Source organism: Mesorhizobium sp. M0077 (assembly GCF_040322955.1).
In the GTDB taxonomy this organism is placed as follows: domain Bacteria; phylum Pseudomonadota; class Alphaproteobacteria; order Rhizobiales; family Rhizobiaceae; genus Mesorhizobium.
Genome location: NZ_JAMYUL010000002.1, coordinates 198,852 through 212,046 on the forward strand (window position 1 = coordinate 198,852; position 13,195 = coordinate 212,046).

Annotated in this window: 13 protein-coding genes; all 13 read right to left on the minus strand. The window is 57.1% G+C overall.

Going from position 1 to position 13,195, the window contains the following annotated elements; all coding sequences use genetic code 11:
* Nucleotides 1-63: 63 nt before the first annotated feature.
* Nucleotides 64-1,179: a non-hydrolyzing UDP-N-acetylglucosamine 2-epimerase gene (gene wecB / locus NKJ57_RS05125; protein WP_352512680.1), complete on the minus strand. Its 1,116-nt coding sequence runs from the start codon at nt 1,177-1,179 to the stop codon at nt 64-66.
* The gene (locus NKJ57_RS05130; RefSeq protein WP_352512682.1) at nt 1,172-1,756 is read right to left on the minus strand and encodes a histidine phosphatase family protein; all 585 of its coding nucleotides are present in this window, start codon (nt 1,754-1,756) and stop codon (nt 1,172-1,174) included. The genes wecB and NKJ57_RS05130 overlap by 8 nt, the downstream gene beginning before the upstream one ends.
* The gene (locus NKJ57_RS05135) at nt 1,740-2,675 is read right to left on the minus strand and encodes an alpha/beta hydrolase (RefSeq protein ID WP_352512683.1); all 936 of its coding nucleotides are present in this window, start codon (nt 2,673-2,675) and stop codon (nt 1,740-1,742) included. The genes NKJ57_RS05130 and NKJ57_RS05135 overlap by 17 nt, the downstream gene beginning before the upstream one ends.
* Nucleotides 2,665-3,543 carry a DMT family transporter gene (locus tag NKJ57_RS05140; protein ID WP_352512685.1) on the minus strand — a complete coding sequence of 293 codons (879 nt, stop codon included), beginning with the start codon at nt 3,541-3,543 and terminating at the stop codon, nt 2,665-2,667. The genes NKJ57_RS05135 and NKJ57_RS05140 overlap by 11 nt, the downstream gene beginning before the upstream one ends.
* On the minus strand, nt 3,540-4,244 hold the full coding sequence (locus NKJ57_RS05145; RefSeq protein WP_352512686.1) for a glycosyltransferase: 705 nt from the start codon (nt 4,242-4,244) through the stop codon (nt 3,540-3,542). The genes NKJ57_RS05140 and NKJ57_RS05145 overlap by 4 nt, the downstream gene beginning before the upstream one ends.
* Nucleotides 4,245-4,657: 413 nt before the next feature.
* Complete coding sequence (locus tag NKJ57_RS05150) at nt 4,658-5,209, minus strand: Mu transposase domain-containing protein (protein WP_352512687.1); 552 nt, start codon at nt 5,207-5,209, stop codon at nt 4,658-4,660.
* 278 nt (nt 5,210-5,487) lie between these two features.
* Nucleotides 5,488-6,537, minus strand: a complete 1,050-nt coding sequence (locus NKJ57_RS05155; RefSeq protein WP_352512688.1) for a LacI family DNA-binding transcriptional regulator — start codon at nt 6,535-6,537, stop codon at nt 5,488-5,490.
* Between the two features lie 46 nt (nt 6,538-6,583).
* The gene (locus NKJ57_RS05160) at nt 6,584-7,630 is read right to left on the minus strand and encodes an ABC transporter ATP-binding protein (RefSeq protein ID WP_352512689.1); all 1,047 of its coding nucleotides are present in this window, start codon (nt 7,628-7,630) and stop codon (nt 6,584-6,586) included.
* A 13-nt stretch (nt 7,631-7,643) separates the two neighbouring features.
* On the minus strand, nt 7,644-8,483 hold the full coding sequence (locus NKJ57_RS05165) for a carbohydrate ABC transporter permease (protein ID WP_352512690.1): 840 nt from the start codon (nt 8,481-8,483) through the stop codon (nt 7,644-7,646).
* Nucleotides 8,480-9,328, minus strand: a complete 849-nt coding sequence (locus NKJ57_RS05170) for a carbohydrate ABC transporter permease (RefSeq protein WP_352512691.1) — start codon at nt 9,326-9,328, stop codon at nt 8,480-8,482. Before NKJ57_RS05170 ends, NKJ57_RS05165 begins: the two co-directional genes overlap by 4 nt.
* A gap of 73 nt (nt 9,329-9,401) precedes the next feature.
* The gene (locus NKJ57_RS05175) at nt 9,402-10,682 is read right to left on the minus strand and encodes an ABC transporter substrate-binding protein (protein ID WP_352512692.1); all 1,281 of its coding nucleotides are present in this window, start codon (nt 10,680-10,682) and stop codon (nt 9,402-9,404) included.
* Between the two features lie 91 nt (nt 10,683-10,773).
* A complete protein-coding gene (locus tag NKJ57_RS05180) occupies nt 10,774-12,111 on the minus strand; it encodes an MGH1-like glycoside hydrolase domain-containing protein (RefSeq protein ID WP_352512693.1) in 1,338 nt (445 codons plus the stop codon).
* 126 nt (nt 12,112-12,237) lie between these two features.
* Nucleotides 12,238-13,191 carry an alpha/beta hydrolase gene (locus tag NKJ57_RS05185; protein WP_352512695.1) on the minus strand — a complete coding sequence of 318 codons (954 nt, stop codon included), beginning with the start codon at nt 13,189-13,191 and terminating at the stop codon, nt 12,238-12,240.
* Nucleotides 13,192-13,195: the final 4 nt, after the last annotated feature.

The window sequence follows — 13,195 nt, forward strand, 5'->3', positions numbered from 1 at the left end:
AGCTTCATCGGCATGCTGCCGCGCGTCTGTGCTGCGGCATTGAAACTATGACAATTCCACACATTACATGTTTAGGAATGACTTGATCGACTGAGACACTTTTTGGGCGGCAAAACCGTTGCCGAAGACATGGCTTTTGCGGGCCATGCGTTGATAGGCTGCCTCGTCGTCCAATAATCTCGCGAGTTCCTCTTCTAAACGGTGCTGATCGTATCCGACAAGCTTTGCGAGACCTTGCTCCATCGCTTCCGGACGTTCAGTTTCAGTTCGCAGGACGAGTACTGGTTTTCCAAGAAAGGGGGCTTCTTCCTGAACGCCGCCGCTGTCCGTCAAAATCACTTTCGCCCTTTTTATCAGTGCGATCATGGCGAGATAGCCTTGTGCCGGCAAAAGGGTGACCGCTGGATTCTTTCCAAGAAGGCTGTGGGCGAGTTCATTTATATTGGGATTGGGATGCACCGGATAAACGAAATGGATATCTGATCGTTGTCTAGCAAAGCGGTCGACTGCGGCAAAGATCTGGCGCGCCCGATCTCCAAAATTCTCCCGGCGATGAAGGGTCAGCAAGACTATCACCCGATCCTCCGGCAGTGCATGCACTGGCAAGGATGAAGAGCTACTCGCAATTCTCACAGCGTCGATCACCGTATTGCCGGTGACATGGATAGCTTCTGGTTCAATCCCTTCCTGAAGCAACTTTTGGCGAGCTCCTTCCGTCGGTGCAAAATGTAGCGTGGTCGCCAGCGTGGCGACACGACGGTTGAATTCCTCCGGATACGGTGACGTGAGGTCTCCGCTTCGGAGACCTGCCTCAACGTGGGCAAAGGGGATCTTTTTAAGAAAGGAGGATAATGACGCGGCCAATACGCTCGCAGTATCGCCTTGGGCAACAATGATGTCAGGAGTGAGTTCATCGATGATTTTGCCGAGACGCATGGTGAGGGTGCCGACGACCTCGACCAGATCTTGTCCGGATTTCATGATATCGAAATCAATATCCGGAGTTAGGGCCAAATCCGCGAGGACGCTGTGAAGCAACTCTCTATGTTGGCCGGTGACTAGAATGATCGGGTTCGCCCAAGAAGCCTCCTGCAATTCGATGATGACCGGCGCCATCTTGATCGCCTCCGGCCTGGTGCCGATCACGCAAAGAATTTTCTTTTGGTCATACCTATTCAAGGCATGTTCTCCCTGAAAGCACGATGACTCGCTCTTGCGGCGGCGAAATCAGCGGTGCGAGACCGCGTGACACCAGTCCTAAAGCCACGGCTATCACCTGGAATACGCCGGCGTGGCTGATGACAATCGAACGCTCAGGAAGTTCCATCAGAAAGGTCGACAACCTGCTATACAAGTTAGTGTAGCTTTCGCCGCCATGCGGGCACGAGTCCCACGGATCCGCTAGCCATTGATCAGCCTCAGCGGGGAATCTTGCCTTGATTTCGGGCCACGTGAAGCCTTCCCAGAGGCCGTAGGAAATCTCCTTCAACCGATCGTCATAGAAAACATCCCCGACTTCGGAAGTACCCTCGTTGAGGATCTCGAAGGTGCGGCGTGCTCGGCGCATGGGGCTGACGAAAACGGGAATATCGCCAGCGAATTGTGCCCGAGTTTCCAGGCGAAGCGCTTCGGCTTGATCGATACCCGTTTGGTTTATATCTGTTTCGGTATGCCCCTGAACACGGCCTTCGCGGTTCCAATCGGTCTGACCGTGGCGGAAGAAAATGATCGCTTTGGAGCTAAGAGACGAGGTCATTGATCCACCTCCTCTGACGCTCCAATGCCAATTGCGCGCGGTCGATGTAGTGCGGAATCCGGATGAAACCGTGCATCAGGCCGGAATATACGTCCAGGTCGCATGATACGTTGGCGCGCATCGCGCGGTTGGCCAGCTCGATATTTTCAGATTGGAGAACGTCGGCCTCACCGACCGAGACGAAGATCGGAGGCAGCCCGGTGAGATCAGCACGTAAAGGAGATATCAGTGGGTTCGAGAAATTTCCAGCGGGAACATAATTCTCGAAGAACATCTTCATGGCGGAGCGACTGAGAAGATACTCGCCTTCTCCGAAGCGATCATAGGAAGGAGTGTCGAAGTCGCAGTCCAGGACACCGTAATTTACGATAACGCCAGTGGCATTTTGGCGACGTCTATCTCGAAGTTGAATTGCCGTGGCCAATGCCAGATTTCCGCCTGCGGAGTCTCCGGCGAGGAGGATGTTCCGTGGGATTGTCTTGAGGGCCGAGCGTCCACGAAAAAGGGAACTTACGACCTCCGTTATTTCATTCAGGGCGGCCGGAAATGGGTTTTCTGGCGCTTTGCTGTAGCGTGGGGCAACGACGGTAAGGCCAGTTAAACCAGCGTACGTGCGGCAAAGAAGGTCGTGCGTTTCTACGGAATTGATCATCCATCCCCCGCCGTGCAGATACACGAGGACGCCTGGGGCTTCCCCGTTCGACCGGCGAGGATGATAGAATCGGCAGTTTATGTTGGAGCCATCACCGACTGGAGCGTCTTCCACATCCATTTCCGGCCCGCCGACGCTGAAGGCGGACTGGATTCCATCAACGGTCCTTCGGGTCAGTTGAATGTCCGGAGTAGAGAAAGGTATCCCATAGATTTTTTCTCTTTCCCTCAGGGCCGCAACGTATCGCAGATGTTGCTTATCGATCATCTGTGACACCCTTTGTGGTGCAGAGACATCCACCAACCACAATTGCTGCCAAGCCCAAGATCGCGATGGGTGTCATGGTCTCGCCCCAGATCGCAAGACCAAGCAGCGGCCCCCAAAGGCAGGCCGTGAACTCAAGCGGGGCTAACGCTGCTGCGTTGCCATGGCGGTAGGCCCAGGTGTTGAGAATTTGTGCGAGTCCTCCCGCCGTTCCGAGGCCGGCCACGAGCAAATAATCTTCGAAGGAAGAGGACGGAAACCCGAAATAGGCTGTGGCGGCAAGGCAGACAAATGACATGCCTATCGTGTTGTAGAGCGCCGATATTGCGGGATTTTCAGTTTTGCCCAAGAGACGAAGGCAAATGATCACCCCACCGGTCAACAATGCGCCGACGAGGGCAACGAAGGCTCCCGGGAGGTTACCGGTGGAACGGGGTGCTGCAACAAGGATAACACCTAGGAACCCGACCACCGCACCGAGCCAGCCGAATTTCGAAACGCGTTCGGCAAGAAAAAAGGAAGAACCGGCCAACACAAAAAAAGGAGCGGTGGATGTCAGCGCGGCGGCTGTTCCCAATGGAATTACTGTAACCGCATAGAAAATGGCAATCATAGAGGCCAAACCGAAGAGAAAACGAACGGCGTGCAACAGAGGGACGCCGGTCCGAAATCGGATATTCCGACGATCCGCGTACAGAGCCGTAAGAACGATCGGCAGGGAAAGCCAGATCCGGAAGGTGACAATCTGAAACAGGCTGTAGTTGCCGCCAAGAGCCTTGATGAAGACCTCGGTAACGGAGAACATGAAGACACTCATCACCATCAATATCACGGCAACTGCTTTGCGGCCGATAGAAAGTCTAGCCATCATTCCCTAACGAGCGACAGCTCATCAGACACAGCGGATTTTCCCGAGTTAAATGTTGCGTCGTCGATCCGCGCCAAAATTTCTCGGGAAACTTGCAGAGCCATATTGTGGAGTCGCGCCAAGTCGTGATGCCGATGCTTCAGCCAATTAATCTCGACAGCCGCGATCTTGGCACCCTTCTTATACAGGTCGAGGAGAAGTGCGATGTCTACACCGTAATCCCTCGCGACGACTACCGAATTCAAGGCGGATTTCGTGATCCCAATCTGACCGCTTAATGGCTCAGGAAATCTCTCGAAGACTTCCGGAAAAAAACGTTTCAACAAAGGTCTGACAGTCAGTTGTGTCACGCGACCACTGTCGCGTTGGAAGTGGGTTTTCACAAAGTCATAGCCCTCGTTCAGCTTGTCGGTAATTTTATTGATGTCTTCCGCGGTAAATGTCGAAACATCGGCATCGAGAAAAAGAAGACTCTCGTTTATCGCAGCGGCCGAACCGGTCAGCATGGCGGCGCCCTTCCCCAAGTTTCGTTCGTGGCGGACAACTTTTGCGCCCAATGACTCCGCTATCGCTGGAGTATTATCCGTAGAGCCGTCGGCTACCACGATGATTTCGGACACATCGTCCGCATGTCTAACCGTATTGATGACATTCTCGATGCGACCTTGTTCATTGAAGGCCGGAATGATAGCAGTGCTTGTCATGAAACAAATTTACCCGCGTTAAATTTGGAGTGAACGCCACCGGATGTAGCATCTTAACGTGGCCGGAAATGTAAAGTTTTTGTAAAAAACGTTTATGAAAACGTTAAATTGTTACGCCCGTTTGTCGCACTTTGTATATCTGTACGTGTTCTGAGATGATATTGATGATACTGGATGAAAATAAGTATTGTGTCAAATTATTGTGCATAAATGCTTAAGCGTTGTCGGCCTACTTTATCGTTTCTGGCTCTTGTTCTCTTGCAATTTGGGCACAACAAGAATGAACTTGATGTAACGCAAATCGCGGGCCGCCTAGCGGGCTCCGACATGTGACCAATGTTCGATCCCATAAGGAATGGACAAGACATGTCGGAATTCAGAATTTGGTCAGTCAGACCCGCCATCACAGCCTTTTATATCGATGCGGAAGAACGTGGCTCCTTAGCGGGCCCGTTCCAAAGGTCGCTTTTCCCGTTTGCGTATTCTTCGGGCGACCATTCCGCGTAGCGGCGGTGCGAACTGGGCATGTGGTCCGGATCGGTTCCGAAACGGGCCCCACCATAGCGACGCTGATGGACAGCGACGCGTTTGCCCTTGAAGAAGACCTCGATCGTTCGGCTCATTGCCCGGACATCCACCTGCTCTCGGATGAGGCCGTGTGGCACGGAGTAGAAATAGCGCTCGAACTCGACATGATAGTCGGTCGATACACGAGCCAGCCGCCACTCGGCGAACTCGTATTCCTCGGCCGGCAGCGTGGCGAGCGCTGGTCGTTCCATCGTCTCGAACAGGTCGCGACGGCATTGGCCCAGTTGGCGCATGACGTGGGTGTTGATCCGCTCGACAGCCTCCCGGATAGCGGCATTGGCGTATTCCAATGAAACCGGACAGTGATTCCGAAACGAAACCGGATCGCGTCCGGTTTTTGATCGGAACGGTGTCCGGTTAATCGTTGGAATTTGCATCCCGTTCGCTCAGGGAGCCACAGATGTGGTAGCGGCTTGATGCCGTTACAGTAGGCGGATTCCGGTCGAAAAAATCTGGACTGATTTGGCCGATCTGGCTCGTGGCGGAAAATCCTATTCGACCGCCAACGCGTAGCCGGCCGCCGCGCGGGTGGCTACGCCAGTACCTCGGGATGAGGGGACCGGCCTGCTGGATGTTCCTTTTACAGCAGATACCGCTGTCGCTTGGCAACTGCTCCGCCGAGCCTAGAGGCAGCCCACAGGCCACGCCAACTGGATCAGTCTCCGCCCTGCAAAATGAAAGACGTGGAATCCCGCACAACCACGGACGTGCCCAAAATGAGCGACCGGTGGTCACGTTCCGGTTCGTCAAGCCTGACTAGGAGAGCTCGGGCCAGCTCTATTCCGACTTTGTAAGGCGAGACAGCAACCGTCGTCAGGCTCGGTATGGAGAGTGAGGCGTCCGCGATATCGTCGCAGCCGACGACCGCAAAGTCCTTCCCTACAACTTTGCCCTCAGAGGCCAATGCGAACATTGCGCCGAAAGCGACCACGTCATTGTAGCACATGACGGAGGTGAGCTGCGGAGCTCGATTGAGCAAGTTCAACATCGCGTCGCGTGCCGACCGCTTATCGGTAGCGCAGGGCTCACAATAGTCTCTATGGACTTCGATACCCGCCTCATAAAGTGCGGAAATATAGCCAGCGAATTGTGTGCTGCGGTCGAGCACGCCTTCCTGTCCTCCTAGAAAGCCGACGTGTCGATGACCCCGCGAGATCAAATGGCGCGCCGCGTCTTGTGAAGATTGAAAGTCGTTGACGCCGACATGATCGAAGGGCTCGCCTGGAAAGGAACGGAGGGCAGTCACTGTGGGAAGCTGCGCCTCTTTTACGAAATCTACCGTTGTCTCGGGTGTCGCGCGTGCAGGGTGCCAAAGCAGGCCGCATACTCCGCTCTGCACGATGGACTCAATCAATCGTTGCTGACGATCTACATTCTCAATGGCATCAAGGAGATAGATCAGATGGCCCGTTTCTTCAAAGACCGAGGCCACGCCGGCGGTGAGCTCCGCGTTGAACGGATTGGAAACATCTTGAACAAGCAGGCCTATCTCCCGGGTCATCCCGCTGCGCAGACTCGTGGCATGCTTATTCGGAACATAATTCAATGCCTGCGCTGCGGCTTTGATCTTCTCTCGGGTCCTGCCTGAAATACGCCCAGCGCCGCGCAGAGCTTGTGAAGCCGAGGCGACTGACACGCCGGCTTTTTTTGCTACGTCAACAATTGTTGCCCGACCGTGCGGTCGGTTTTCAAATTCATCTGCCATTTTGTGGGGCCGAGCGGCCTCGTGTTCGGGATATTGCTGACCGAGCTTAATGCATGGGCGCGAGCGCTTGTCCAGTTTTGGGATCGAACCACCGGACGCGATCCAGCTTTGGCTTGAGCGTCAAAGCTTCACCTGGCCTTACAGTGAAGCCATTGTCGAGCACGGCACGGAAGAGCTGGCCAGCAATGTCGAGCGAAACGAGTTGATGCGGCCCAAGCGGCTCCACAACCCTGACTTTGCCATGGAACCCATCGTCGGCGGGCTCAACGTCTTCCGGCCGAATCGCGAATTCGATCGCTGTCGGGCCGCTCGGTGCGGGCAGCCGGTAACCAGCAACCTCGGCAGTATCATTCGACAGGGTGGCAGGAAGGAAGTTCATCGGTGGATTGCCGATGAAGCTGCCTACGAAGCGCGTCGCGGGATGCGAATAAACCTCCATCGCCGAGGCCGCCTGCACGATATGGCCCTCGTGCATCACGGCGATCCGGTCGGCAAGGCTCATCGCCTCGACCTGGTCGTGGGTGACGTAGATCGTTGTTGTCTTGCTCTCTTGCAGAACGCCCTTCAGCTCCGCGCGCATCTCCAGCCGCAGGAGTGCATCGAGATTGGAGAGCGGCTCGTCCATGAGCAGCACGGCTGGCTCCACCGCGAGAGCGCGGGCGACGGCTACGCGCTGGCGCTGGCCGCCGGAGAGTTGACCTGAGTAACGCTGAAGCAGCTGTTCGATATGCAAGAGACCGGCGACGCGCTTTACGCGCCGCTCGATCTCGCCATTTTCGAGCTTGGCCATGCGCAGTCCAAACGCGATGTTCTCGAACACCGTCATATGCGGGAAGACGGCGTAATTCTGGAAAACCATGGCGATCCCACGGGAGCGCGGTGGCAACTGATCGACCCGCCTGCCTCCGATCGCGACCTCTCCGGAGGTAGCCGTCTCAAGGCCGGCAACGATGCGAAGGAGCGTGGTCTTGCCACAGCCCGAGGCGCCGAGCAGAACCATAAATTCCTGGTCGCGAATATGGAGGTCGATGGCGTGGAGGGCCGCATAGTGACCGAACCGCTTTTCGACTTTCTTGATTTCAATGTCTGCCAAGTCGGTGTCTCCGTTAGCGGTTGGCGATGCCCCAAAGCGAGAAAAGATATTTCCGGATAAGGAACAGAAAGATCAGCGCTGGCAGGACCAGCACAAGTGCGCCGGCAAACTTGAGAGGCAGCGGCGACACGTCCAGGCTTGTAAGAAGGAAGGCCGTCAGCGTCTGGTTCCGGACAGTCAGCACTGCGGCCGCGAACACTTCATTCCAAGAGGTCACGAAGGCGAACACGCCGGATGCGGCGATCCCCGGCAAGGCCAGAGGCACAATTACTTTCCAGAAGGCTTGGAATCGCGTGCAACCGAGTGTCCAGGCCGCTTCCTCGAGCTCTACCGGAATGCTGAGGAACAGTGAGGAAGTGATAAGGACGGCAAAGGGCAGCGCTAGCACCGTATGGACAAGGGCTAGGCCCCAAATGCTGTCATCAAGCCCGACCCGGATGTAAAAGACCGCGAGCGGCAGGGCGAGAAGTGGCAGCGGGAAAGCTCGTGTCATCAGCACGAACAGGCGGAAAGTACCCTTGCCACGGAAGCGGAAGCGGGCGAGCGCATAGCCCGCCGGTGCGCCGAGCCCGATCGAGAGCGCCATGGTCAGCGTCGCGACCAGGACAGAGTTGAGCAGCGCGCGCGCAACGCCAGCGTAGTTCCAAAAGAAGGCGAGACTTTTTAGATCGAGGCTCGGCAGGAAGTGCTTAGGCCAGCCGGTCACTTCGGCCGGACTGTTCAGCGCATTGATGAGCAGGAGGTAGATCGGGATGAGCACCCAGAGGCAAAGCGCTATCGTCGCGATACGGAGACCCCAGCGGGGAGCCTCGCCGTGCCCGGCGAGGGAGTTTGCCTTAGCCACAACGGTCATCGCGTCACCTCCTTCCGTTCTCCGAGCCAACAGAGGAAAAATACGGTGAACGCGATCGAGATCGCGAGGACCACCAGTGCATAGGCAGATGCGGCCCCATGGTTTTGCATTACGAACTGCCAGTTGAAGGTCTCGCCCATCAGAACCGGCATGTTGGTGCCCCCAAGCACTTGGACTATAGCGAATACTTCGAAGGCCAGGATGGTGCGCAGGATTAACGCCGTCTGAAGGCTTGGCCGCAGCAGCGGCAGGGTAATGCGGAGGAAACGCCGCCATGGGCCGGCGCCGAAAACCTCCGCTGCCTCATAGTACTCCTTGGGGATCAGCGTCATTCCGGCGATCAGGATGACCAGCACGATGGCCGTGGCGCGCCAGACCTCCGCAACCATTACCGCCGCAAAGAGCGTGATGACGTTGTGATAGCCGAGGAGTAACTGCGGCCCATGGATTAGTCCAAGCTGATAGAGGGCGGTGTTGAGAAAGCCGGATTGGTCGAGAATGGTCAGCCAGATAAGGCCCGCAGCGATGTCGGAGATGCCGAGCGGGATCGTGAAGATGTAGAGAGCGACGTCGCTGCGCGTCTTCAGCGCCATCACGACGCTCGCCATGCCGAGGGCGAGGACGACCTGGATCGGTACCACGAGGAGCGTAAGGACGAGGGTATTGCGTATCGCTGGCCAAAACCGCCAATTGTGCGAGATCTCCTCAAAGTTGGCAAAGGTAAACTCGCCGCCATGAGTGAACCCTTCCAAGACCACTCCGGCAAACGGCAAAAAGAAAAAGCCGAGGAGGAATAGCATTGCCGGGGCGAGCAGGATGTAAGGCAATCTGCCGGCATCGGTCATCGACTGGGAACCTCCTTGGACGTGATGAAGGGTAACCGGCGACGCAGGGAACCACATCGCCGGGTGAGACTGCCTACTTCAGCTGGCACGCGCCTTCGCTTTCGGGATCCGGCGCCCAACACGGCGCGCCGGTCTCGTTGAAGATACCCTGCAGCGCCTCGCCCTCGCGATCAAGGGTCTCACGTATGTCTGCGCCATTGAGCACTATCTGCTCGAACGAGTCGGTGAAAACCTGATTGAAGCGGTTGCCGGCATCGCGAAGGCCCGTGGGCAAAAGTGCCGTTATTCTGTCCGACGCCGCAGCTTGGGCGGCCACCACCGGTTGGATCATTCGTGCGCTAACTGGAACGTCATCCGGCAAGACGATGTCCTCGACCGGGAAGAAGCCAGTCGCGCGAAGCGTTGCGATCTGGGTCTCTGGTTTCAGCATATAGGTGATGAGCCGCTTGGCTTGCTCGGGGTTTGGCGATGTCGTCGGAATACCGAGCCCCGCAATGACCGGCATGTTGCCACGCCCCTCCGGGCCGGCGGGAACCGGAAAGACGACGAAGTCATTGGGGCGTTGATTGAGCGCGTCCTTCAATCGCGCGACATGGTCCCAGGCGACCCAGACGTCCTCCGTCAGGAGAGGTTCCTGCATGAACCCATAGCCGGTCGAGGCCGGGGAGACATACTGCCAGAGATCGCGGAAAGCAGTCCACATCGCTTCGGCTTCTTTGGAGCGGAACTCGGTCACGGCTCTGCCGGTGTAAGACGGATAAAGATAGCCTTCGAAGAAGCGGTGCATCAGCCCTCGTGGACCGGCGGGAAAGCCAATCTTTGGAGAACCTGTACGCTCGGCAAGCGTCTTGCCCCAGGCGGCGAGTTGATCGTAGGTCATGGCATTGATGTTGACACCCGCGGGCAGGAACTCGAGCGCCTTTTTGTTCGCCACCATCACGTAGGTGGCTTGCATCCAGGGGATGTACTTCTGCTCCTTCGTTCCGAGGTGGGCGAGGTCGACAAAGGAATTGGCCACGCCTTTGGTATCTACGGAGGAAAGGTCGACGAGCCCATCGGCGAAGCTCGAAAAATCGCCATGGAGTCCGCCGATGATGCCGATTGAGCCGGATTGCGCCTTGAGCTCCGCCTGAATGCGAGTCAGAAACGCGGCAGCGCTGGGATCCTGCGGCGAGTAGTCCACTGGACCATCAAAGCCAGCGAGCACATTGTCACGCATGGCTTGCGCCTCCTCCACCGGCTGAGCCTCATTTGACCAGAACAGCAAGGGCTCGTCCGCGCGCATTGCCGTCGCCCCACACATATTCATGACGCTCACGACGCCTACAAGAAGCGCTATTGTTCTATTGCGCATGCTATTTCCCCTATGTTTGCGTTTCTCTTCCAAGTGTATCAATGGCAGTTTAAGGCCGCAGCTGCGGGCCTCCGATGAGCGGCGCCGATTATCACTGATCCTTCTCAATAAACCCGGCCCAGATCAGCCAAGCAGCCGCCGTCCAAGCGAACTGGTCGCCGCCCAGCCCCTCTCCGCTCGTTGGGTTGTAATATTCGCGGAACCCCGACCGTGCGATCAGGCGCTGGGTGTCAGAACGCAGGCGTTCGGCTGAATCCCGAAAGCCGTATCTGGAGAGCCCATCTGCGATAATGCGGTTCAGGTACGGCCAAGTTGGTCCACGGCTATAGTTGTCCGGGTCATAGCCAGGCGTATCGGGCATGACCTGCGGCATGGCGAAGGTGCAAAGCGTGAATGCGCGGTCGCATAATTCCTTGATGGCCTTTGCCTTCGTTTCATCCACCGCGCCCGCATAAAGCGGCAGGAATGCGGTAGCGCTGGTTGAGGGCACGAATTTCCCCGATCTCAGGTCGAACGCCCTATATGCTCCCGCCTCACCGTCCCATAGCCGATCGATTGCTTCGCGAGATTTGGAATGCCAGCATTCGACTTGCTTGGCCCCCGCTTGGTCGCCCATGAGGCGCAGAAGCGCCATCAGATCTTCGTCTGCCCTGACGAGAATGGATTGAACGCCGACGTCGCAGACTCTGAAGAGCGAACTCTGAACCATGGCGAGATCGTTCCAGCCGACCGATCGTGCGAGCTGAATCAGGGTAATGACGCGGTCATAGTAGACATCCGACGGGCGCTGCTTGGCGTCCACATGCAACCGGTCTTTTCGCAGTTTCGAAACGTCGACTACGGGTTCAAATGCGTTGAGCGGCTCATCCCAGTCGACCGAGTTGTCCCGCCCGGACTCCCAAGGATGGAGGATGGAAACGAGGCCGGTGCCCTCCGGGTCGCGAGCCTCGTGCCACCATCTGTGCCAACGGAGCAGGTTGACGACCAATGGCGCGGCACGCTTCAGCGCCGCGTCACGATCCGCGGACATTTCAATAATGTAGCGCAGACAGGTCGCCGCGATCGGGGGCTGCGAGATGCCAGACGTTGGGGGCTGCCGATCAGTCCCCCAAACCTCCGGGCCGGGAAAATACCCGTCGGAGGGGACATGGTAAATGATATGAGGCACAAGCCCGCTTTCCCACTGACTGGCAAGAAGGGTCTCAATCTCCACAAAGGCGCGCTCTTCGTCGATGTGAGCAAGCGCCATCGCAACCAGTGGCGAATCCCAGTTCCATTGGAAAGGGAACAACTCCGGGCTTGGAACGGTATATCCGCTGCGGTCGTTGGCGCTGAGAACCGCCCACGCTTTCCGCGCGAGTTCGTCATTGATGTATGCGCGACCGGACGCTGATCCTCGCGTCGCCGGAGGTATGGATGAAGCAACCACAAATGCCCTCATTTGATTGATACAACGTTATATCTCAGAGCTTGTTTTCCCGTAGGGGCGAACACGCGGATACTATATGTTTCATCGGTCGCGACGGCTCGCGCCTGCGCGCCTTTCGCGCGCCCGTTATTCCATCGCAAGCGCCTGTAGCCACTGGACCTGCAAGGCCAGCGCGTCGTTAGCTCGCTTGATCAGGTGCGGAATTCGGATAAATCCATGCATCAGCCCTGAAAAGACGTGCAGTTCGCAATCGCCGCCAGCCTGGACGAGCCCGTCGTAAAGCCGGATGTTCTCAGATGCCAGGACATCAATTTCACCCGTGCAGATATGTACCGGCGGAAGCCGGCGGAGATCGGCTTTCAACGGGCAAACAAGCGGGTCCGCAATCGGCACCTTCCCTGAAGTGTACCACTCCGCGAATTGTGCGATGGCCGCGCTGGATAGCAGATACGGACCGGTGCCGAACCGACGGTGAGATGGGGTCGCGAGATCACAGTCGAGTACACCATAGTTTACGATGCTGCCTTTGAAGGGGGGCCCGCCCCTATCTGCCATCCAAAGCGGAACGGTCAGCGCGAGATTGCCGCCCGCGGAATCTCCCGCGATAAACAAGAACTCGGAGTCGACGCCTAACTCCTCAGAGTTGTCGCGCACCCAAGCGACCGTGGCGGCGACGTCTTCAATAGCGGCAGGAAAGGGGTTCTCGGGCGCTTTTCGATAGTCTGGAGCGACGACCAACCAGCCGAGGCGGTGAGCGTATTCTCTATGCAGACAGTCGTGCGTATCGATCGAATTTACGCAAAAGCCGCCACCATGGATGTAGATCAGCGCCGGCGCACGCCCCGCGGGATTTTGGCGATCATCGTATAGCTTCAGCTTGACGGGCGCGTTTCGTTCCCCCTTCGCGACATCCAAGGTATTCCGTATGACAGCGCCGCCCGCAGCGATCTCCTTCTGCATCGCCTCCACGATTTCCCGGGTGCGCTCCAAGGAGATTCCTGGATCGAACGGCGTCCCGACCTCGCCCGACAGACGAGCAAGTCTTGCATTGTAGGCAGTCTGATCGGGATCGATACGCATATTG

Coding starts and splice junctions, on each gene's coding strand:
- NKJ57_RS05145 (WP_352512686.1), bottom strand. CDS start 4,244: ATGACAAGCACTGCTATCATTCCGGCCTTCAATGAACAAGGTCGCATC.
- NKJ57_RS05150 (WP_352512687.1), bottom strand. CDS start 5,209: ATGCAAATTCCAACGATTAACCGGACACCGTTCCGATCAAAAACCGGA.
- NKJ57_RS05185 (WP_352512695.1), bottom strand. CDS start 13,191: ATGCGTATCGATCCCGATCAGACTGCCTACAATGCAAGACTTGCTCGT.
- NKJ57_RS05175 (WP_352512692.1), bottom strand. CDS start 10,682: ATGCGCAATAGAACAATAGCGCTTCTTGTAGGCGTCGTGAGCGTCATG.
- NKJ57_RS05135 (WP_352512683.1), bottom strand. CDS start 2,675: ATGATCGATAAGCAACATCTGCGATACGTTGCGGCCCTGAGGGAAAGA.
- NKJ57_RS05170 (WP_352512691.1), bottom strand. CDS start 9,328: ATGACCGATGCCGGCAGATTGCCTTACATCCTGCTCGCCCCGGCAATG.
- NKJ57_RS05155 (WP_352512688.1), bottom strand. CDS start 6,537: ATGGCAGATGAATTTGAAAACCGACCGCACGGTCGGGCAACAATTGTT.
- NKJ57_RS05130 (WP_352512682.1), bottom strand. CDS start 1,756: ATGACCTCGTCTCTTAGCTCCAAAGCGATCATTTTCTTCCGCCACGGT.
- NKJ57_RS05140 (WP_352512685.1), bottom strand. CDS start 3,543: ATGATGGCTAGACTTTCTATCGGCCGCAAAGCAGTTGCCGTGATATTG.
- NKJ57_RS05165 (WP_352512690.1), bottom strand. CDS start 8,483: ATGACCGTTGTGGCTAAGGCAAACTCCCTCGCCGGGCACGGCGAGGCT.